Source organism: Paenibacillus fonticola DSM 21315 (assembly GCF_000381905.1).
In the GTDB taxonomy this organism is placed as follows: Bacteria; Bacillota; Bacilli; order Paenibacillales; family Paenibacillaceae; genus Fontibacillus; species Fontibacillus fonticola.
Genome location: NZ_KB907252.1, coordinates 144,316 through 162,076, shown reverse-complemented (window position 1 = coordinate 162,076; position 17,761 = coordinate 144,316). Strand labels below are relative to the sequence as shown.

The 17,761-nt window shown below is 50.5% G+C and carries 17 protein-coding genes; 9 read left to right on the top strand and 8 right to left on the bottom strand.

The features are described from left to right. Positions 1–149: 149 nt before the first annotated feature. Genes G358_RS0110145 through G358_RS0110135 form a run of 3 tightly spaced genes read left to right on the top strand, consistent with a single transcriptional unit; the run spans position 150 to position 3,051 of the window. Complete coding sequence (locus G358_RS0110145) at positions 150–1,556, top strand: MFS transporter (protein WP_019637105.1); 1,407 nt, start codon at positions 150–152, stop codon at positions 1,554–1,556. Continuing rightward, a complete protein-coding gene (locus G358_RS0110140; protein WP_019637104.1) occupies positions 1,553–2,095 on the top strand; it encodes an NADPH-dependent FMN reductase in 543 nt (180 codons plus the stop codon). Before G358_RS0110145 ends, G358_RS0110140 begins: the two co-directional genes overlap by 4 nt. Before the next feature lie 41 nt (positions 2,096–2,136). After that, positions 2,137–3,051 (top strand): NADP-dependent oxidoreductase, encoded by a 915-nt coding sequence (locus tag G358_RS0110135; protein ID WP_019637103.1) that lies wholly within the window; start codon positions 2,137–2,139, stop codon positions 3,049–3,051. Between the two features lie 337 nt (positions 3,052–3,388). Here G358_RS0110135 and G358_RS0110130 read toward each other — a convergent pair whose 3' ends face one another. Further along, on the bottom strand, positions 3,389–3,880 hold the full coding sequence (locus tag G358_RS0110130) for a pyridoxamine 5'-phosphate oxidase family protein (protein ID WP_019637102.1): 492 nt from the start codon (positions 3,878–3,880) through the stop codon (positions 3,389–3,391). A 626-nt stretch (positions 3,881–4,506) separates the two neighbouring features. Here G358_RS0110130 and G358_RS0110120 point away from each other — a divergent pair. Further along, entirely contained in the window at positions 4,507–4,725 is a 219-nt protein-coding gene (locus G358_RS0110120) for a helix-turn-helix domain-containing protein (protein ID WP_019637100.1), read from the top strand. Positions 4,726–4,872: 147 nt separating this feature from the next. Here G358_RS0110120 and G358_RS0110115 read toward each other — a convergent pair whose 3' ends face one another. The 5 genes from G358_RS0110115 to nfi form a co-directional block, all read right to left on the bottom strand. Beyond that, positions 4,873–5,682, bottom strand: a complete 810-nt coding sequence (locus G358_RS0110115; RefSeq protein WP_019637099.1) for an ABC transporter permease — start codon at positions 5,680–5,682, stop codon at positions 4,873–4,875. Beyond that, the gene (locus G358_RS0110110; RefSeq protein ID WP_019637098.1) at positions 5,679–6,629 is read right to left on the bottom strand and encodes a daunorubicin resistance protein DrrA family ABC transporter ATP-binding protein; all 951 of its coding nucleotides are present in this window, start codon (positions 6,627–6,629) and stop codon (positions 5,679–5,681) included. Before G358_RS0110110 ends, G358_RS0110115 begins: the two co-directional genes overlap by 4 nt. Before the next feature lie 24 nt (positions 6,630–6,653). Continuing rightward, the gene (locus tag G358_RS0110105) at positions 6,654–7,484 is read right to left on the bottom strand and encodes an NAD(P)H-binding protein (protein WP_019637097.1); all 831 of its coding nucleotides are present in this window, start codon (positions 7,482–7,484) and stop codon (positions 6,654–6,656) included. Continuing rightward, on the bottom strand, positions 7,481–8,395 hold the full coding sequence (locus G358_RS0110100) for a helix-turn-helix transcriptional regulator (protein WP_019637096.1): 915 nt from the start codon (positions 8,393–8,395) through the stop codon (positions 7,481–7,483). Before G358_RS0110100 ends, G358_RS0110105 begins: the two co-directional genes overlap by 4 nt. Before the next feature lie 101 nt (positions 8,396–8,496). Beyond that, positions 8,497–9,171 carry a deoxyribonuclease V gene (gene nfi / locus G358_RS0110095; RefSeq protein ID WP_019637095.1) on the bottom strand — a complete coding sequence of 225 codons (675 nt, stop codon included), beginning with the start codon at positions 9,169–9,171 and terminating at the stop codon, positions 8,497–8,499. Positions 9,172–9,468: 297 nt separating this feature from the next. Between nfi and G358_RS0110090 the strand changes: the two genes are divergently transcribed. Next, positions 9,469–12,093, top strand: a complete 2,625-nt coding sequence (locus G358_RS0110090) for a cation-translocating P-type ATPase (protein ID WP_019637094.1) — start codon at positions 9,469–9,471, stop codon at positions 12,091–12,093. Positions 12,094–12,656: 563 nt separating this feature from the next. Here G358_RS0110090 and G358_RS33025 read toward each other — a convergent pair. Both G358_RS33025 and G358_RS33020 read right to left on the bottom strand, forming a co-directional pair. After that, the gene (locus tag G358_RS33025) at positions 12,657–12,797 is read right to left on the bottom strand and encodes a hypothetical protein (RefSeq protein WP_157274321.1); all 141 of its coding nucleotides are present in this window, start codon (positions 12,795–12,797) and stop codon (positions 12,657–12,659) included. 30 nt (positions 12,798–12,827) lie between these two features. After that, a complete protein-coding gene (locus G358_RS33020; protein WP_019637092.1) occupies positions 12,828–12,995 on the bottom strand; it encodes a hypothetical protein in 168 nt (55 codons plus the stop codon). A gap of 297 nt (positions 12,996–13,292) precedes the next feature. On the opposite strand from G358_RS33020, the gene G358_RS0110075 reads away from it, so the two are divergent. The 4 genes from G358_RS0110075 (at position 13,293) to G358_RS0110060 (ending at position 17,670) form a co-directional block, all read left to right on the top strand. Then, on the top strand, positions 13,293–14,684 hold the full coding sequence (locus G358_RS0110075) for an ABC transporter substrate-binding protein (RefSeq protein ID WP_019637091.1): 1,392 nt from the start codon (positions 13,293–13,295) through the stop codon (positions 14,682–14,684). A gap of 139 nt (positions 14,685–14,823) precedes the next feature. Further along, positions 14,824–15,666, top strand: a complete 843-nt coding sequence (locus tag G358_RS0110070) for a carbohydrate ABC transporter permease (RefSeq protein WP_019637090.1) — start codon at positions 14,824–14,826, stop codon at positions 15,664–15,666. Continuing rightward, complete coding sequence (locus G358_RS0110065) at positions 15,666–16,502, top strand: carbohydrate ABC transporter permease (protein ID WP_019637089.1); 837 nt, start codon at positions 15,666–15,668, stop codon at positions 16,500–16,502. The genes G358_RS0110070 and G358_RS0110065 overlap by 1 nt, the downstream gene beginning before the upstream one ends. Before the next feature lie 112 nt (positions 16,503–16,614). Beyond that, positions 16,615–17,670: a LacI family DNA-binding transcriptional regulator gene (locus tag G358_RS0110060; RefSeq protein WP_019637088.1), complete on the top strand. Its 1,056-nt coding sequence runs from the start codon at positions 16,615–16,617 to the stop codon at positions 17,668–17,670. The last annotated feature ends 91 nt before the right edge of the window (positions 17,671–17,761 follow it).

Genomic DNA, 17,761 nt, shown 5'->3' with positions numbered 1-17,761 from the left:
TCACCCTCCCATATACCCCAGTGTATGACCTATATGTGTAAAGATATATTTTTGTTTATTTATAAGTGATTGTAAAATAAAGCATGTAAGGAAAGCAATACGCTCAGCGTAAAAAAATACTGCATAAGGCAGAGAGGAGGCTTACCGCTATGCAAGCGGCACTCCAGCAACAAACCGGCGAAAAATTGATTCGGATTTTGGCTTTCACGCTGGTCATATCTGTCATGAGCGCAACGATGTTCAATATCGTGCTGCCCGAAATTGCTCTGGAATTCAACCTATCCTTATCGCAGGTCAGTTGGGTGTCATCCGCCTTTTTGTTGGTTTATGCGATCGGTACAGTGACCTACGGTAGGTTAGCCGATACGTATAAACTCAAAAACCTGCTGACCTTTGGGCTGCTCTTTTTTGCGCTTGGCTCAATGATTGGTTTGTTGGCCCAGCAATATTGGGCCGTTCTGCTCGGCCGAGTATTGCAAGCCGCAGGTGCGGCGGTTATTCCCGCCACAGCTGGCATCATCCCGATCCGGTACTTCCCGCCGGAAAGCCGTGGACGCGCGCTCGGCATTGCAATGACCGGTCTTGCGCTCGGCAGCGCGCTAGGTCCGGTTGTCGCTGCTTTACTTGTGAGCGCTGTTCACTGGCGATGGCTGTTCTGCATGCCGCTGTTCACGCTGTTGGCGCTGCCTTATTACCGCAAATATTTGAACGACACGCCTGTGAATTCAGGCCGGATTGATTGGCTGGGAGGCGGATTGCTTGCCGGGGCCGTAGCTTTGCTGCTGCTGGCAATTACAAATCAAGCGTGGATGCCCGCCATCGGCTGCTTGCTCTTGTTCGCCCTATTTTTGACGAGAATTCACTCCGTGCCGGATCCGTTCATCAAGCCTGGTTTGTTCCGAAGCAAAAGATACTCGCTGGGGCTGACGATAGCATTCCTGGCGAACGGAATAGGGTACTCGCTTGGTTTTCTCAGCCCGCAGCTGCTGGCGCATGTCAATCAGCTGGAACCGGGACTGGTAGGCTTCGCACTGGTTCCGGCTGCGGCGATGACGGCGGTTTTAGGACGCAAAGGCGGCCAGCTGGCAGATCAAAAAGGCAATTCATATCTTTTCTATTTGGCATCGGCATCGTTGCTCATATGTTTCGTGCTATTGTCCACTTTTGCAGGTATGTCGCCTATGCTCATTGCAATCATCCTGATCTTCGGCAATGTCGGACAGTCATTCCTATCCATTGCGTTGTCAAATACGGTTTCCCGTTCGCTGCCGAAAGAACAGATAGGTGTAGGCATGGGGTTGCTTGCGATGCTGAATTTTGTTTCAGGCGCCATCGCGGCGGGGGTTTACGCACAAATTGTCGACCAAGGCGCGAGTATACGTTGGAATCCGGTGAACTCACATCCTGAAGCGACAGTCTTTAGCAATATTTACTTGGTTCTTGCGGTTTTGCATGTGGGCATTTTGTTGTTCTATTATGTGCAGTTCGGGAGGACTAAGCATGCCGTCCAGAAAGTTAATGATTTGAAACAAACAAACAGGGAGGAATTCATATGAAACCATTAAGCATCGGCATTATTTTAGGAAGCACACGTCAAGGACGCGTAAGTCCGCAAGTAGGTAATTGGGTTAAAGATATTGCTGACAGGCGTGGAGATGGGAATTATGAAATCGTAGATATCGCAGACTATCAATTGCCCTTTTTTGGAGAAGGGACTGGTGAAGAGCCTGGATTAATCGCTTGGCCAGAAAAGCTAACCAGCTTGGACGGGTTCGTATTTGTTGTCCAGGAGTACAATCACAGCATTACGGGAGTGTTAAAAAATGCACTGGATTCAGCGCGCAGCGAATGGAACAACAAAGCAGCGGGCATCGTTAGCTATGGTTCAACGGGCGGAGCCCGCGCAGCCGAACATTTACGTGGAATTCTAGGAGAGTTACTCGTGGCGGACGTTCGGACACATCCAACATTTTCGCTATTTACGGATTTTGAGAACTTCAAAACATTTAAACCTGCCGAGCTGCACGTAGAGAAAATAAACGAAATGTTAGATCAGCTTATCGCATGGAGCGGTGCATTAAAAACATTGCGGTAATCGACGGTGCTATAAAGTATGGATAAATAAGGGGGGACACTATGAAAGCAGCAGCATTTCGTTCAATTGGCGGGCCTGAGGTGATGGAGATTATGTCGTTTTCCGATCCGCAGGCTGGTCCAGGGCAAGTCAGGGTCCGGGTAAAAACGGCCGGGGTACAGCATTATGATTGCGGTTTGCGTAGCGGCTGGACACCACAGGGCGTCGTTATTCAACTTCCGCAAATTCCAGGCAATGAGTTCGCGGGCATCATCGATCAAGTGGGTGAAGGGGTGACGGGCTTTCAAATAGGCAATGAGGTGCTCGGCTTCGCCCTAATGAATTGTTATGCGGAATACGTGGTTGTGGGCACAGACCAAATCGTAAGCAAGCCCCGCAGTATGACCTGGGAAGAGGCAGGTGGGCTGACTGGCAACGGCCAGGGGGCGTATATCGCCTTGAAAGCTATCGGCGTTGGACCAGGCGATACCGTATTGATTAATGGCGCGGCTGGATCGCTGGGGGCTTTTGCCGTACAACTGGCGAAGGAGTGGGGGGCCAAGACGGTCATCGGTACTGCCAGCGAAAGGAACCACGACTACCTTCGTTCGTTGGGCGCTGTTCCGCTGACGTATGAGGAAGGACTGGCCGAGCGAGTACGCGCGATTGCGCCGGACGGCGTCGATGCCGCATTCGATACGGCTGGAGGCGAGGGGCTTCGGGCTGCAGTGGACTTAGTGAAGGACAAGGAACGGATATGCACGTTTTTCGCCTATGACCTCATCGAGGAGCACGGCCTCCGCCTCGTCCGCGGTGAACGCTCGGCAGCCCGCCTTGCAGAACTGGTCGAACTGCATTCAAAAGGCAAGCTGCACATCCATATCAGGGAGACCTTCCCGCTGGATCGGGTCGGCGATGCCCATCGGGCTATCGAAACAAGACGCGGCCGCGGGAAGATCGTCCTCACCCTCGACTAAGCAGAGGCGGGGGACGACTATACGAATCTTCGGCAGTCTTATAAGTCACTAATGTTAAAAGCTGAACGAAAAACATTGCGTACCACATTTTGACGTGACCTGTATCTACGATTCAAAAGGGTATTATTAGCCCGTTTACCGGTTCACAGGAACAGTGAATGAATCGTCCTGGTCAACGTTGATTCCGGCAGAGAAATGAATCATGAGTCACTCGACTATTTTTAATTAGTTCCCTTAATGGCAAGGGTGTGTCCATATTTTTGGCCACCATGATTGGTGGCCAGATTTATGAAAACCTACCGCTACAGACAGAGAACCTTGTCTACAAAACATGGTCTCAAGTCAAATTTACGATCTGATTCATATCCGTCCCCTCGGTATTCTTGCCTAACATTCTGCGAAACAAGAATGTTACCATTTTGAATTTATTACCCGAATCCCAGTACTCAGCAGTTTCTGCATTTACCTTTATGAGAACCAGATTAGGATCGTCAGAGGTGGTTTCAAGTAGTTCCTCGTACATCGGATTCCAAAATTGTTGCAATTTCTCCTGATCCTCCACCAATTCAGCTTTACCACGGATAGAGACAAAGGATTTTCCCACATAGGCTACGTTCACATGTTGATTCTGAAGCAACTCGTGGAATTTGCCGCTATCCTTCTTTGTCAGGAACCAAAGAGTTCCGTCAAACTCAACGTCCTGGGTTTTCATGGGTCGAGAAACGAGTCCCTCTTCTGAAACTGTCGTTAGCATCGCGGTTTCAATTCCTTTGATTAATTCATGAACGGTTTGGATCGCTTCCTGATTGTCGGTAACAGAACTCGTCATGTTCTCATCCTTTCAAAAAGTTTATGTTTTATCATTCTGTTACCTTTCCCTAATCCGAAAAAAGTAGTACCGCTGTTTATGAAATACAAAAAAAGCTCATTCCAAATTGAATTACGGATGAGCTTTTTTAGTGCGCAAATATTATATAAGCGTCTCATTAACGCTTAAGAATACGTCGCCATTTACCAGATTACAGAATTCAGTTATCAAAAAGTCTAGAGCACTTATCTGAATCAGCTTGTCCATTATGTCCAAGATAAAGCTTGAGTTTGTTTGTGTTATGCCAGCAGCCAGAATTAAACCTGAACAATTGGGATCGTCTATGTATAAATAAGTATGATCTATGGCCTTTTGGACTTTTCGTAACCAAAGGTAACTATCTGTTACATACAAAGCAAAATGATCACGAACCAAGTAACCATGGGCTACAGTGTAATCTAAATCATTGGAATCATAAGGGCCTAAAACAATACAAATACGGGTCGGCATAGGAGTGTATTGTCATCCTTTCCTAAAAAAGCTCAGCATCACGTATTTGTGTACGCATAGGCGTACATCGTTGGGATGGATTATATCGTACGCTTATAGGTACAATCAATAGGGTAAAACTAAATAAGGGGATTAAGATGAAAAAAGTGAAAATTACATTAGGGGACTTGTTGAAGCAACAGGGAATGTCGATTAATGAATTATCATTGCAATCCGATGTTCGCCGGGCGGCCATCTCTGAATTGGTTAATGGGAAGCGCGAAAATATTAATTTCCGGCATATTGAGCAAATAGCAGAGGCTTTACAAATCACCGATATCCGTAAAATCATAACGCTTGTAGATGAAGGGAAGTAAAGGCTGTTTGGAAAAAATCTATTCGACAGATCACATCTTGAGCAGCATAGGCAGGCGAAATAATTGCCTGCCCATGCTGCGGAGGCGATAAATTTTTGATCATAGCCGCCTCCCTTGGATAGTTTTTTTAATGAAATGAGAACTCTCTTACCTCACTTGCCTCTTTAAATAAACGTATATTGTCAGCGGAGCGAGGACGACGATCAGCAGCAGGCCAACACCGATGCCCGCCGCAAGGTCGGCTGTGTCCGCAGTTCCGTGAAACAGTCCGCGCGTCAGAGCAACGGCTGTACTAATCGGGTTCACATCGACCACTACCTGCAGCCATCGGGGCATTGTCGATGTGTCGACGAGTACGTTGCTGGCGAACAGGAGGGGGTACACGAGCATCATGCTCGTGCCTGATACCGTCTCCGGTTGCTTGGCTACATTACCTATGAGCGAAAATACCCAACTGACACTATAGGCAAAAAACAAAACGTATACCGCCGCCAGCACAGCGCCACCTACACCCCCGTCCGGTCGGAATCCAAGCGCAAGTCCGATTGTCAGAACGGTGAGCACTGCTGCCAAATAGCGCAAGCCATCGGCGATAACCGAACCGAAGAGGGCAGCAGGCTGCCAGAACGGCATCGTGCGGAACCGATGATAGACGCCTCTGGCGATATCCGTGCATAACGTTGTACCGCTATACACCGTCATTGGCACAACTGTCAGTACGAGGATGCCCGGCAGTAGATATTGAATATACCCGCTGACGGAACCGGCAATCGCCCCACTGAACAAGAAGGTGAAGATGAGCAGCATGATGATCGGCGACAAGACCGCCTCAACGGCCAGGCCGATGCCGTTGTTCCCCATATGGTGTAGCGTTCTTCGCATGAACAGCGCAGTTGCGACCAGGCCGCTTGGACTTCGCCGCGGTTTTCGCCCTTCATACGTCTGCGGAATACTCATGTTCCCACCTCACTTCCGCGATTTGGGGTCAGCGCGAAGTACACATCGTCAAGGGTTGGCTCACTCAAGGCGAAATCATCGATCGCTGCCCCCTGACCGATAAGCGTGCCGATGACGGCATGCGCTAATGCGGCTTCCGGCACAGCCGCTTTCACAATCAGCTCGTCTTCTTCCGAATGGGCCGCTAGCCCATGTTCGCTTGCGAGCAGATGACAAATGTCGGCTGAATCGGTTCCCTCCGCCAGTCTGATCGTCAACGTCTTGCCGCCGATCGATGCTTTGAGCTGCTCCGGCGTGTCGACGGCGATGATCCTGCCTTGGGCAATGAAACCGATGCGATCGGCCAATTGGTCGGCTTCTTCCAGGTACTGAGTCGTCAATAGCACAGTTGTCCCATTCTTCACCAAACGGCGCACCGCCTCCCACAATTCACGCCGGCTCTGGGGATCTAGCCCGGTTGTCGGCTCATCGAGGAACATCACCTGGGGCGCCGAGAGAATGCCGGCTGCAAGGTCCAGCCGTCTGTGCATGCCGCCGGAATATGTTCCGACGGTTCGGCTTCCGGCATCCTCCAGATTGAAAGATCCGAGCAATTCTGTCGCAAGCGCGTGGGCATCCTTGCGTGAATAGCCGTGAAGCCCCGCGAACAGGGTCAGGTTTTGCCAGCCGGTAAGCCCCTCGTCCAGTGCCGCATATTGACCCGTGACGCTGATGTGCCTGCGCACGACAGTGGCATCCTTGACCACATCGTATCCGGAGATGCTCGCAGTTCCCTCATCCGGACGCAGCAGCGTTGTCAGCATATGGATCGTCGTCGTCTTGCCGGCGCCGTTCGGCCCGAGGAGCGCGAACAATTCCCCTTGCCGAATCGCCAGGTCCACTCCGCGCACTGCCTCATGCGTCTGGAACGATTTGCGCAAACCTTGCGCTTCAATGGCGTAGGCCATCTTTTATTCCTCCTCTGCTCCCCATTAGGATAGAAACATCCGTTTATGCTCGTCAGCCCACTCGGCAAACGTCCGGGCTGGCCGCCCAAGTACTTGCTCGATCGTCGTCAACACGGTATAGCCAGCTTCTGGTGGATTTTTCGCCATCTGTACAAAAAAATCAACGCTCTCCTCGTCGTAGCCTTGATCCCGCCATTGCTGCCGTGCTTCTTCCTCGCTCAACTCGATAAAGGGGATATCCTTGCCGACCGCCGTAGCGATCGCGTTAACTACTTCTCGGCGCGTCAGCGCTTCGGGTCCGGTCAGCGGATAGCTTCGGCTGTGATGGCCCTCGCCTAACAGTGCTTCGACGGCAACGGCAGCAATATCGCTTTCGTGTACCCGCGCGCTCAGCGCGTCCCCGTAGAACTCCCGCACGACGCCTTCCGTTCGGATGGTCTCCCCCCAATCCGCTAGCACGTTGGCCATGAATTCGGCCGGCTTAACCAGCGTCCATTGCATGCCGCTGGCCCGCAGCGTTTCCTCTGCCGGTCCTTCCTCATAACCGACCAGTACGACAACTCGCTTTACACCGGCAGCTTCTGCCAGCGCTACAACTTGCGGGTCCGTGTTGAGATCAGCATTGGGCTCGTCGCTGGAGATAATCAAGAACATGGCCTCGATCCCTTGCAACGCTTCCTTCAGAGTCTCCGGCTTCATTAGATCACCCGCCGCGATCTGTACGCCTTCCGGCAGCTTGGCTTTCGCCCGTTCGGGATTACGCGTCAGTGCCCTTACGGAACTTCCCCGCTGCACCAGCAGCTCCGTTACATGTTGTCCAACCGTTCCTGTTGCCCCTATCACCAAAATCGTCATTTTATATTTCCTCCTCGTTTTCTCGCGTAATGCTGGCGGATGGCTTCGATATGGGCGATGACGTCGTCTTGCAGCTCAGCCGGAGATACAATCTCGACGTTCATTCCGTAGCTGGCGATGACCGATAGCGCATACTCTTTCTTGTAAAAGGTCGTGTACACATCGATCCAATCTCCCTGATACACGCATTCACCCGGGAATTGCTCTAATACACGGGTGCGAACCGTCAGGTCGAAGCGAAGATGGGCGTGAATACCTTGAATTTCGTCCTGTTCCGACTCGTCCGAAATTTGCCTAGGGACGAACAATTCCTCGGACACGTCGAGCGAGGTAATTCGCGATACGCGAAAGTACCGTTTTGATTGGCGCGATCGACAGTACCCTTCCAGGTACCAGATGCCTTTTTCCCACAAGAGATTCAGCGGCTCCACGCTGCGCTCGGTCGCTGTGCCGGATGTGCTTGTGTATTCCAGCCTGACGACGCGGGATTGCCGGACAGCTCGGAAAAGCTCCTGAACGTAATCCCTCTCAAAGTCCAACGTGCTGATGTTCAGAATGACGGCTTCGTGACTTCCTTCGTTCGCTAGTAGCGGGTTCAGGCTGGCCAGCTTCCGCATTGCGGGTGCTACGGCACCTCCCATTGCTCCTTCCATCGCCTTCAAAAGCATATAGATCACCGACAAGTCATCGACCGAGAAGTACTGCCGCGTCAGGAAAAATCCGTTCATCAACTCGAACCCGCCATCTGCGCCGGTAAACGAAGCGACCGGGATGCCAGCCCGATTGATCAGTTCGACATCACGGTAGACGGTGCGGATCGAAACCTCAAACTTGGCGGCGAGTTCTGCAGCGGTTACCCTTTTTTTGGCCATCAGCTCCAACGCGATTCCCAGCAAACGATCCAGTCTCATGCGTATCCTCCCCCTTGGTCAGTGAAGTGTGGGTGATCTGTCTCTTATCCTAAACTAACAATCCTGACAACATAGTTGTCAGGATTAAAAGATACACGAGGTCATTTTTTTTCCAAAACCCTGTTCACCAGCTGGTCCGCTTGGCGTGTTGTCTCCGGCAGGCGGTAACGCGGTGCTAGCTTCAATATCCAGTCGCAGGCTGTCGCCAGTGAAATTTTATGTCCTACCGAGACGAAAATCGGCTTGATCCCATCCTGTGTTCTTACCACGCTGCCTATGACTTTGCCATGATCAACTAATGGGGACACAGACCCTCTAACCAAGCTGGGTTCCTCGAACTCCCCTAGCAATCTAGTCTTGCCGCAGCCAATGGCAGGCATATCGAAAAGGACACCCAAGTGGCTGGCTAGGCCAAAGCTCCGCGGATGAGCCAAACCCTGCCCATCGCACACAATCAATTGCGGCGGCGTCTGGATCTGCTGAAATGCCTTAATGACAGGCGGCAGCTCCCTAAACGAGAATAGTCCTGGGATATAAGGGAATTGCACGTGATCTTCAACGACGACGGACTCTGCAACTTTCAAAGAATCCGCCTCCAAAATCACTACGGCAGCGATTAACTTGTCGCTATGCTTGCTATAGGCCACGTCGACTCCGGCGACATATTGGACGTCAGCCAGCTGATCCTCTGTTATCACTTGCCTTGCCAGCTTCTGCTGCAATTGAATGGCTTCTTCTTCACTCAGCTTCCACGAGTGCATCGCCCTAGGTTCCATATTGGTCCTCCACAATTAGGTTTACTAGTATTGATTATAACCGAATCATGGCTAGATTTAATGGGTTGGAACAAATCGTCGTCAGCAGGGATTGCCAGTACGGCATGGATCAGATTGGCCGAGGCTGTATCCGTTTCAAAAAGATTATTTAAAAGGGCGGTGTTCTTTTTTTGACTACATTTTGCCATCACCTACGTATATAGTATTAATCCTGTCGATTATTTCTGATCGATTAGGTTTACAATATATAGGTAATGCAGATATACATATTATCAATATAATAAGAGGTGTTTCTTGATGTGGCATGCGAAATCGCAGGAAGAAGTACTGAAGGAGCTTGCTGTCGACCCGGCTAAAGGGCTTTCCGAGGAAGAAGTACGAGCGAGGCTGGAGAAGCACGGCCCGAACAAACTGAAGGGCAAGCCGAAGAAGAGCATGGTCGCCCTTTTTTTCGCCCAGTTAAAAGATATGCTCATTTATGTGCTCCTGGCTGCTGCTGTGGTGACCCTTATCGTGGGGGAATACGTGGATGCGGTCATTATCCTGGCCGTCGTTGTGCTCAATGCGGTGATTGGTGTATTCCAGGAGCATAAGGCGGAGAAAGCGATTGAAGCGCTGCAGCAAATGACTACGCCGAAGTCGCTCGTTCGCCGTCAGGGCGAGGTGAAGGAGATCAATTCCGAGGACATCGTACCCGGAGACATCGTCATCCTCGATGCAGGGCGGTACATCCCTGCGGATCTCCGGCTGCTGGAGAGCGCCAATCTGCAGATTGAGGAATCCGCGTTAACCGGGGAGTCCGTTCCTTCTGACAAAGACGCCGAAGCACGACTGGATGATCCCAAAATCACGGTTGGCGATATGTCCAATATGGCGTTCATGTCCACCCTTGTGACCTATGGAAGGGGAGAAGGGATTGCCGTAGCGACCGGAATGAATACGGAGATGGGGAAAATCGCCACCATTCTCGACGAGGATACGCATGGGTTGACCCCGCTGCAGAAAAAGCTGGAAGAGCTCGGCAAGACACTGGGCTACATCGCCATTGCCATCTGCGTCTTGATTTTCGTTATCGGTCTGATTCAAAAACGAGATTTGTTTGAGTTGTTCTTAACCGCCATCAGTTTGGCTGTAGCTGCTATCCCTGAAGGGCTGCCGGCCATCGTCGCGATCGTCCTCGCGCTTGGCGTGACCCGGATGTCGCGGATTCACGCGATCGTGAAGAAGCTGCCCGCCGTGGAGACGCTGGGCTCTGTCAGTATCATTTGCTCGGATAAGACAGGTACCCTGACCCAGAACAAAATGACGGTCGTAAAATACTATACCGCTACGCCGCTGGGTGATGAACCTCCGGTAGAGCTGATTAAGACCTTCGTGCTCTGCTCTGACGCGACCCATGAGAACGGGGAAAGCACGGGCGACCCGACGGAAGTAGCCCTTGTCATTTATGGCGAGCAGAACAATATTATGAAAAAATCACTGGAAGCGGAGTACAAGCGGGTCTCCGAGAAGCCATTCGACTCCGACCGCAAGCTCATGTCTACGCTAAACAAGACGAGACAGGGCTATCGTGTCCATACGAAAGGGGCCATCGACCAGCTGCTGAAGATCTCTACCTCGGCCGTTGTGGACGGGGAAGTGGTTCCGCTGACCGAAGAGCTGAAGCAGCAATACTTGCAGGCGGCCGAAGGGATGTCGGACGATGCTTTGCGGGTTCTCGGTGCAGCTTATAAGGATACCGAGGAAATGCTGGAGCCTGAGCAGATGGAGCAGGATTTGACGATCTTAGGCTTCGTCGGCATGATCGATCCGCCAAGAGTCGAAGTGAAGGATTCCATTCACGAAGCGAAAATGGCGGGCATTACGCCGGTCATGATTACCGGCGACCATCGCAACACCGCCGTGGCGATCGCCAAAGAGCTCGGCATTGCCAGCTCGATCGAGCAGAGCATGACGGGCGCGGAAATCGATGAGCTCTCCGACGAGGTTTTTACCCAGAAAATCAAGAATATCCGGGTATTTGCCCGCGTCTCGCCAGAGCACAAAGTTAAAATCGTCAAAGCATTTAAAGCGCAAGGCAACATCGTCTCAATGACCGGCGACGGAGTGAACGATGCGCCATCTCTGAAGACCGCTGACATCGGCGTAGCGATGGGCATTACCGGCACCGACGTCTCCAAGGGTGCCAGCGACATGATATTGACCGACGATAATTTCACCACCATCGTGCACGCGATCCGGGAAGGGCGAAATATTTATGCGAACATCCGCAAGACAGTCACTTTCCTTCTGTCCTGTAATTTCGGCGAAGTTGTAGCGATTCTGGCCTCGATTTTGTTCTTCTGGCCGCTGCCGCTCCTGGCGACCCAGATTCTCTGGATCAACCTGGTGACGGATACTTTGCCAGCGATCGCGCTTGGTGTCGATCCAGGCGAGAAAGATGTGATGAAGCGGAAGCCCCGGGATCCGAAGGAGAGCTTCTTTGCCGGTGGTGCAGCGTTTCGGGCAATTCTCGGCGGCCTCCTGATCGGTTCTCTGACTTTGGTAGCCTTCTATTTGGGGCTGCGAGAACACGGCTTCAGCATGACTTCAGCGAATATTACCGATGAAGCGATGACTTATGCGCGGACGATGGCGTTTGTCGTATTGGCCGCATCCCAGCTGTTCTACTCCTTTACGAAACGGAGCGACACGAAGTCCATTTTCCAGGTCGGCCTGTTCTCCAACAAGCTTCTGGTCGGCGCGGTCATTGCCGGGCTGGCCCTGCAGTTTGCCTCGATCAGCATTCCGTTTCTGGCCGCGGCCTTCAAAGTGCATAACCTGTCCCTCGCCGATTGGGGAGTCGTCATTGTTCTGGCCTTAATTCCGCTTTTCGTTAACGAGTTGATTAAGGTGTTCATGCGCCTCAGAACAGCAAAATAAATAGGTGGCAAAGGGGCTGCCCTATCCAAGAAGTCCCTAAAATAAAAGTTAGACGGAAAACATCGCGTTTTCCGTCTAACTTTTTTACATATCTGCTATTGCTGTTGTGAGGCAGTTGGTTGTAGGTTGTCGATTGCTGGCTGAGTGGCTTGGTGGTGGTACCTGAATGGCTTGGCTGCGTGGCTTGGGTGGCTGGCTGGGCAAATGAATATGTGCAATCCTAAACGGACACAGGGGGCGCTATTTGTGAAATAACGAGGAATTTGGAGAGCTAACGGACCTACGTTCCGCTATTGCTCCCCAAAACCCGTTTATGGCAGTCAATTTGGTCGAATAGCGGAACTAGTGTCCGTAAGCATAGCGAAAGGGGCCTATTTGTGTGATTAGCGGATCTCCTGTCCGTAAGCGGATGTTAGCGGGTGACCAGCTCCATGAGTTCAGACAATTCCACTAGTCCAACAGTTCCAACGTTCTCGGCAATCTCGCTAGTCCAACAAATCCAACGTTCCCAGCAATCACGCTAGTCCAACAGTTCCACCGATCCCAACAATCTCATAGTCCGATCACTCCCAATAATCATCATCACTCTCATAATCCCCATAACTCCTATAAATCCCATCGTCCCTATTGTTCACATCAATCCCATCAATCCCATCAATCCCATCAATCCGTCCAATCCCAACATTCTCACGCGTCCTCATCATTCCGATTGATCCCAGCAATTCCCTCTCATGCTACATCGTAAATCCAGAGGTCATATTCCGGAGCTTCTCGGCCATGGCGGACAGTTGTCCGGTCGTAGCATAGACCTCGCTCATGGCGCTGAGCTGATCTTGGATGCTTGTGCTGATTTGCTCCGTGCCGTCGGCGATTTCACTGGTCGAGAGGGCGATATGGCTCATCGCAGTCTCGATTTACGTAGGACAGATTCGTTTGTGCGGAGATTCCCGCATCACCTTGGCCGGCTTAATTCCAATTGAAGGGACACTGAAAGCTTACTGAAAGAGTTACATGTTTTGAAAATCAATAAATAGCATTGCGGACTTCGGGTTTCCTGTGCTACTATAGCCTTGTCACCGAAAACGTTACCGAGAAGGATTCCAAACCTATTTTCGGAAACGTTTCCGAAAACGCTATCATAATTATTGCAAGGCGTTTTCATGACGAATGATATTCATTAAGGAAGAGGGGTCTGTACGATGAACAAGCTGAAGAAAATGCTGGGGATTATGCTTGTATTCACTCTAGTAACTGTGCTGGCTGCAGCGTGCGGCAAGAGTGATAATTCAGCTGCCGGGGAGAATGGCGGCAAAGGTGAAGGAGCTCCTAGCGGAGCCAAGGAAATTTATTTCCTGAACTTTAAGCCGGAGATTGCGGAAGTATACGAGAAGATCGCGAAAGATTATGAAGCGGAAACAGGGGTCAAGGTTAAAGTCGGTACGGCAGCAAGCGGTACTTATGAAACGAAATTGAAGTCGGAAATTTCCAAGAAGGATGCACCGACGATTTTTCAAATCAACGGACCTGTCGGTTACGAGGCCTGGAAAGATTACACGCTGGATCTGAAGGATTCGAATCTTTACAGCTACTTATCTGATCCAAGCCTCGCGGTGGCGAGTGATGGCGGCGTGTATGGCATTCCTTACGTCGTAGAAGGCTACGGCATCATATATAATGATGCGATCATGCAGAAATACTTTGCGCTGCCGGATAAAGCGGTCTCCATTTCCTCTGTGTCCGAAATTAACAACTTCGCTGCTTTGAAAGCGGTTGTTGAGGACATGACGGCGAAGAAGGATCAGCTTGGCATTAAAGGCGTATTCGCATCTACTTCGCTTGGCGCAGGTGAGCAATGGAGATGGCAGACGCACTTGGCCAACCTGCCGCTGTACTATGAATTCAAGGATAACACGGAGTTCGACAACACCGTGATGGCCGGTCTGGCAGCGAACGAAGTGCAGTTCAAATATGCAGATAACTTCAAAAACATTTTTGATTTGTATACGAACAATTCGGTAACGAAGGGAGCACTGCTGGGAGGCAAATCCGTAGCCGACTCAATGGCTGAATTTGCGCTGGGACAAGCGGCGATGGTTCAGAACGGGAACTGGGCTTGGGGTCAAATCAATGAAGTAGGCGGCAACGTGGTCAAGGCGGAGGATATCAAGTTCCTGCCGATCTACACCGGAGTTAGCGGCGAAGAGAAGCAAGGTCTGGCCATCGGTACCGAGAACTACCTTGCGATCAATAGCAAAGTGTCGCCTGAGAAGCAGCAGGCTTCGATCGAGTTCCTGGAATGGCTGTTCGCCAGCGACAAAGGCAAAGCTTACGTTACACAGGAACTAGGTTTCATCGCGCCGTTCAATACGTTTAATGAAAACGAGAAGCCGGCTGACCCGCTGGCCAAAGAAGTGATGTCCTGGATGGAGAAGGATGTGACCTCTGTTCCTTGGACGTTCGCGGCGTTCCCGAGCGAAGAGTTCAAGAACCAGTTCGGCGATGCTTTGCTGCAATACGTTCAAGGCAACCAATCCTGGGATGAAGTTGTGAAGGTGTTCACGGAGAGCTGGAAAGCAGAAAAGGCAAAATAATAACGTCGGGTGTATGCGATGCCACTGGGCTGAAGAAAGAAGCCCAGTGGCATCAATCCCATATCCATCCGATGATCGATAAGTGAACAGGCATTCCGTTATCATCATCATGTTTAATACTTAGATAGGAGAAAAAAACATGCAAAAGTCGATGAAAAAATATTTTGCCCTTTTTGCATTGCCTACGATCATCGCCTTTTCGGTAGCTTTTGTTATACCGTTCATTTTAGGTGTATACCTCTCCTTCACGGAATTTACGACCGTGAACGATGCAAAGTGGGTAGGATTAAGCAATTACGTCAAAGCGTTCTCGAATCAGGACTTTTTGAATGCATTATGGTTTACAGTGAAATTCACTGTGGTATCGGTACTATCTATCAATGTGTTCGCCTTCATTCTCGCTATGCTGCTCACCCGCGGGAAGAAAGGAACGAACTTGTTCCGTACGGTGTTCTTCATGCCGAACCTGATCGGCGGGATCGTGCTCGGTTACATTTGGCAGCTGATCATTAACGGTGTGCTGTATAAATTTGATCTCACGCTGACGTTCGATCCGAAATACGGCTTCTGGGGACTCGTCGTTTTGATGAACTGGCAGCTGATCGGTTATATGATGATTATTTACGTAGCGGGCATCCAAAACGTACCCAAGGATGTCATCGAGGTGGCGAAGATCGACGGTGCTTCCCGGTTCCAGGTACTGCGCAACGTGACGCTGCCGCTAGTCATGCCATCGATTACGATATGTCTGTTCCTGACGTTGTCGAACTCGTTCAAGCTGTTTGACCAAAACCTGGCTCTGACGGCAGGCGCGCCCGCGAAGCAGACGGCGATGATGGCATTGGATATTTATAACACCTTCTATGGTAAGACGGGTTGGGAAGGCGTGGGTCAGGCTAAAGCGGTCGTGTTCTTCGCTCTGGTGGCCTTGATTGCGCTCGTTCAACTGCTGATTACTAGAAGGAAGGAGGTTGAGAGCTGATGCAAAAGACAAACAAAGGAGCAGATATGCTCATCTTTCTGATTTTGTTCCTATTGGCGGTTGCATTCATTTCTCCGATCCTGATCGTATTGATGAACTCCTTTAAAGGAAAATTCTTTATCAGCGATACCCCGTTCCTGCTCCCCAATAGTGAGACGTTCTCCGGGCTCAGCAACTATACGAGCGGGATCGCCAAGACGGATTTCATATCGGCGTTTGGCATGTCGCTATTCATCACCGTTTTCTCTGTAGCCGTCATTGTCCTGCTTACGTCGATGACCGCTTGGTATATTACAAGAGTAAAGACGAAGTTTAATCAATTGCTGTATTACATTTTTGTATTTTCCATGATCGTGCCGTTCCAAATGGTCATGTTCACCATGACGAAGACGGCTAACGTTCTAAATCTTGACAATCCGGTCGGCATCATTCTCATTTATCTCGGCTTTGGCTCGGGATTATCCGTCTTCCTGTTCAGCGGCTTCGTGAAATCGATCCCTATCGAAATCGAAGAAGCGGTCATGATTGACGGCTGCAATCCCGCTCAGTCCTTCTTTAAGGTCGTGCTGCCGATCCTTAAACCGATTGCGATCACGGTGGCCATTCTGAACGTCATGTGGGTATGGAACGACTACCTGCTGCCTGATCTCGTCATCGGAAGCGAGTTCAAAACGATCCCGATTGCGATTCAGTACCTGAAAGGCGGGTACGGCTCCATCGACATGGGCGCTATGATGGCGATGCTCGTGCTGGCGATCGTGCCGATCGTCATATTCTATTTGCTCTGCCAGAAGTATATTATAGAAGGCGTTGTTGCTGGGGCGGTTAAAGGCTGATGGCTATTGTGTTTTTTGCTGGAGGCTGCCTTGTTTTCTAGAACTTTAACTGCTATCCTTATGAAATGTATACGGTGTAGCGGTTTAAATTACGATGTAAGGGAAGAACAATATGGCTTCTATTACAATTAAAGATATTGCCAAAATGTGCGGCGTCGGGGTAACTACGGTTTCAAGAGCAATCAACAACCATCCCGACATCAGCGAAGAGACCAAGGCGATGATCATGCAGGTCATCAAAGACAATCATTACGTGCCGAACAACAGCGCGAGAAATTTGAAGCGCTCGGTATCCAAGACGATCGCGGTGCTGATCAAGGGGATCACGAACCCGTTCTTCAACCCGATGATTCAGGTCTTTGAACGGGAAATCCAGCGGAGAAAATATTCGTTCATCCTGCAGCGCGTCGACGAGAAACAGGATGAGATCGAAGTGGCAATCGAGCTGGAGAAGGAGAAACGGCTGAAGGGCATCGTGTTCCTCGGCGGATATTTCTCGCATTCCAAAGAGAAGCTGGATCAACTGACTGTGCCTTTTGTGCTCAGTACGATCGGGATGACGGAAGAATTCGATCCTAACGATTACTCCTCTGTCTCCGTTGATGACGTCAAGGAAAGCTATAAAATCGTCGATTATTTATGTAATGAAGGACACCGTAAGATTGCAATCATTACCGCGCCGATGGATGACGTAAGTATCGGTAAGCTGAGGTATGAAGGATATAAGAAAGCCTTGAAGCAGCACGGCATCGAATATAATGAGCGGCTGGTGCGCTCCATGCGGGAGGACATCGGCAGCTACTCCATGGAGAACGGTTATGAGGTCACCAAGGAACTGCTGCAGTCCGGCGAGGAATTCACGGCGATTTACGCCGTATCCGACAGCCTCGCGATTGGGGCGTGCAAAGCGATATTCGAAGCGGGCCTAAGCGTGCCCGACGATTATTCCGTCGTCGGCTTCGACGGGTTGGATATTTCTTTCTATTATAATCCGTCGATAACGACCATTAAGCAGCCGACAGAGGAAATAGCGCAAGAGACGATTAAAATCTTATTTGATTTAATAGATAAAAAAATAACTCACGCCCACAAAACATTCCCCGGCGAGCTCGTCATCCGCAATTCGACGAAACGTGTCTCAACTAGCGATAACGGTTTACTGCGATAGCGGCAGACCCGCTCTAATCTGAGGAATGTGGAAGAGCCCTGTCCCCATTACCGTGGGAGAACAGGGCTCTATGTATGAGGCGGTACATCGT

Excerpts from the sequence above, each read along its gene's own strand:
- G358_RS0110140 (WP_019637104.1), top strand. The coding sequence starts at position 1,553 with ATGAAACCATTAAGCATCGGCATTATTTTAGGAAGCACACGTCAAGGA.
- G358_RS0110100 (WP_019637096.1), bottom strand. The coding sequence starts at position 8,395 with ATGAGACTGGATCGTTTGCTGGGAATCGCGTTGGAGCTGATGGCCAAA.
- G358_RS0110070 (WP_019637090.1), top strand. The coding sequence starts at position 14,824 with ATGCAAAAGTCGATGAAAAAATATTTTGCCCTTTTTGCATTGCCTACG.
- G358_RS0110075 (WP_019637091.1), top strand. The coding sequence starts at position 13,293 with ATGAACAAGCTGAAGAAAATGCTGGGGATTATGCTTGTATTCACTCTA.
- G358_RS0110065 (WP_019637089.1), top strand. The coding sequence starts at position 15,666 with ATGCAAAAGACAAACAAAGGAGCAGATATGCTCATCTTTCTGATTTTG.
- G358_RS0110130 (WP_019637102.1), bottom strand. The coding sequence starts at position 3,880 with ATGACGAGTTCTGTTACCGACAATCAGGAAGCGATCCAAACCGTTCAT.
- G358_RS0110145 (WP_019637105.1), top strand. The coding sequence starts at position 150 with ATGCAAGCGGCACTCCAGCAACAAACCGGCGAAAAATTGATTCGGATT.
- G358_RS0110135 (WP_019637103.1), top strand. The coding sequence starts at position 2,137 with ATGAAAGCAGCAGCATTTCGTTCAATTGGCGGGCCTGAGGTGATGGAG.
- G358_RS0110105 (WP_019637097.1), bottom strand. The coding sequence starts at position 7,484 with ATGACGATTTTGGTGATAGGGGCAACAGGAACGGTTGGACAACATGTA.
- G358_RS0110115 (WP_019637099.1), bottom strand. The coding sequence starts at position 5,682 with ATGAGTATTCCGCAGACGTATGAAGGGCGAAAACCGCGGCGAAGTCCA.
- G358_RS33025 (WP_157274321.1), bottom strand. The coding sequence starts at position 12,797 with ATGATGAGGACGCGTGAGAATGTTGGGATTGGACGGATTGATGGGATT.
- G358_RS33020 (WP_019637092.1), bottom strand. The coding sequence starts at position 12,995 with ATGAGCCATATCGCCCTCTCGACCAGTGAAATCGCCGACGGCACGGAG.
- G358_RS0110110 (WP_019637098.1), bottom strand. The coding sequence starts at position 6,629 with ATGGCCTACGCCATTGAAGCGCAAGGTTTGCGCAAATCGTTCCAGACG.
- G358_RS0110060 (WP_019637088.1), top strand. The coding sequence starts at position 16,615 with ATGGCTTCTATTACAATTAAAGATATTGCCAAAATGTGCGGCGTCGGG.
- nfi (WP_019637095.1), bottom strand. The coding sequence starts at position 9,171 with ATGGAACCTAGGGCGATGCACTCGTGGAAGCTGAGTGAAGAAGAAGCC.
- G358_RS0110090 (WP_019637094.1), top strand. The coding sequence starts at position 9,469 with ATGTGGCATGCGAAATCGCAGGAAGAAGTACTGAAGGAGCTTGCTGTC.
- G358_RS0110120 (WP_019637100.1), top strand. The coding sequence starts at position 4,507 with ATGAAAAAAGTGAAAATTACATTAGGGGACTTGTTGAAGCAACAGGGA.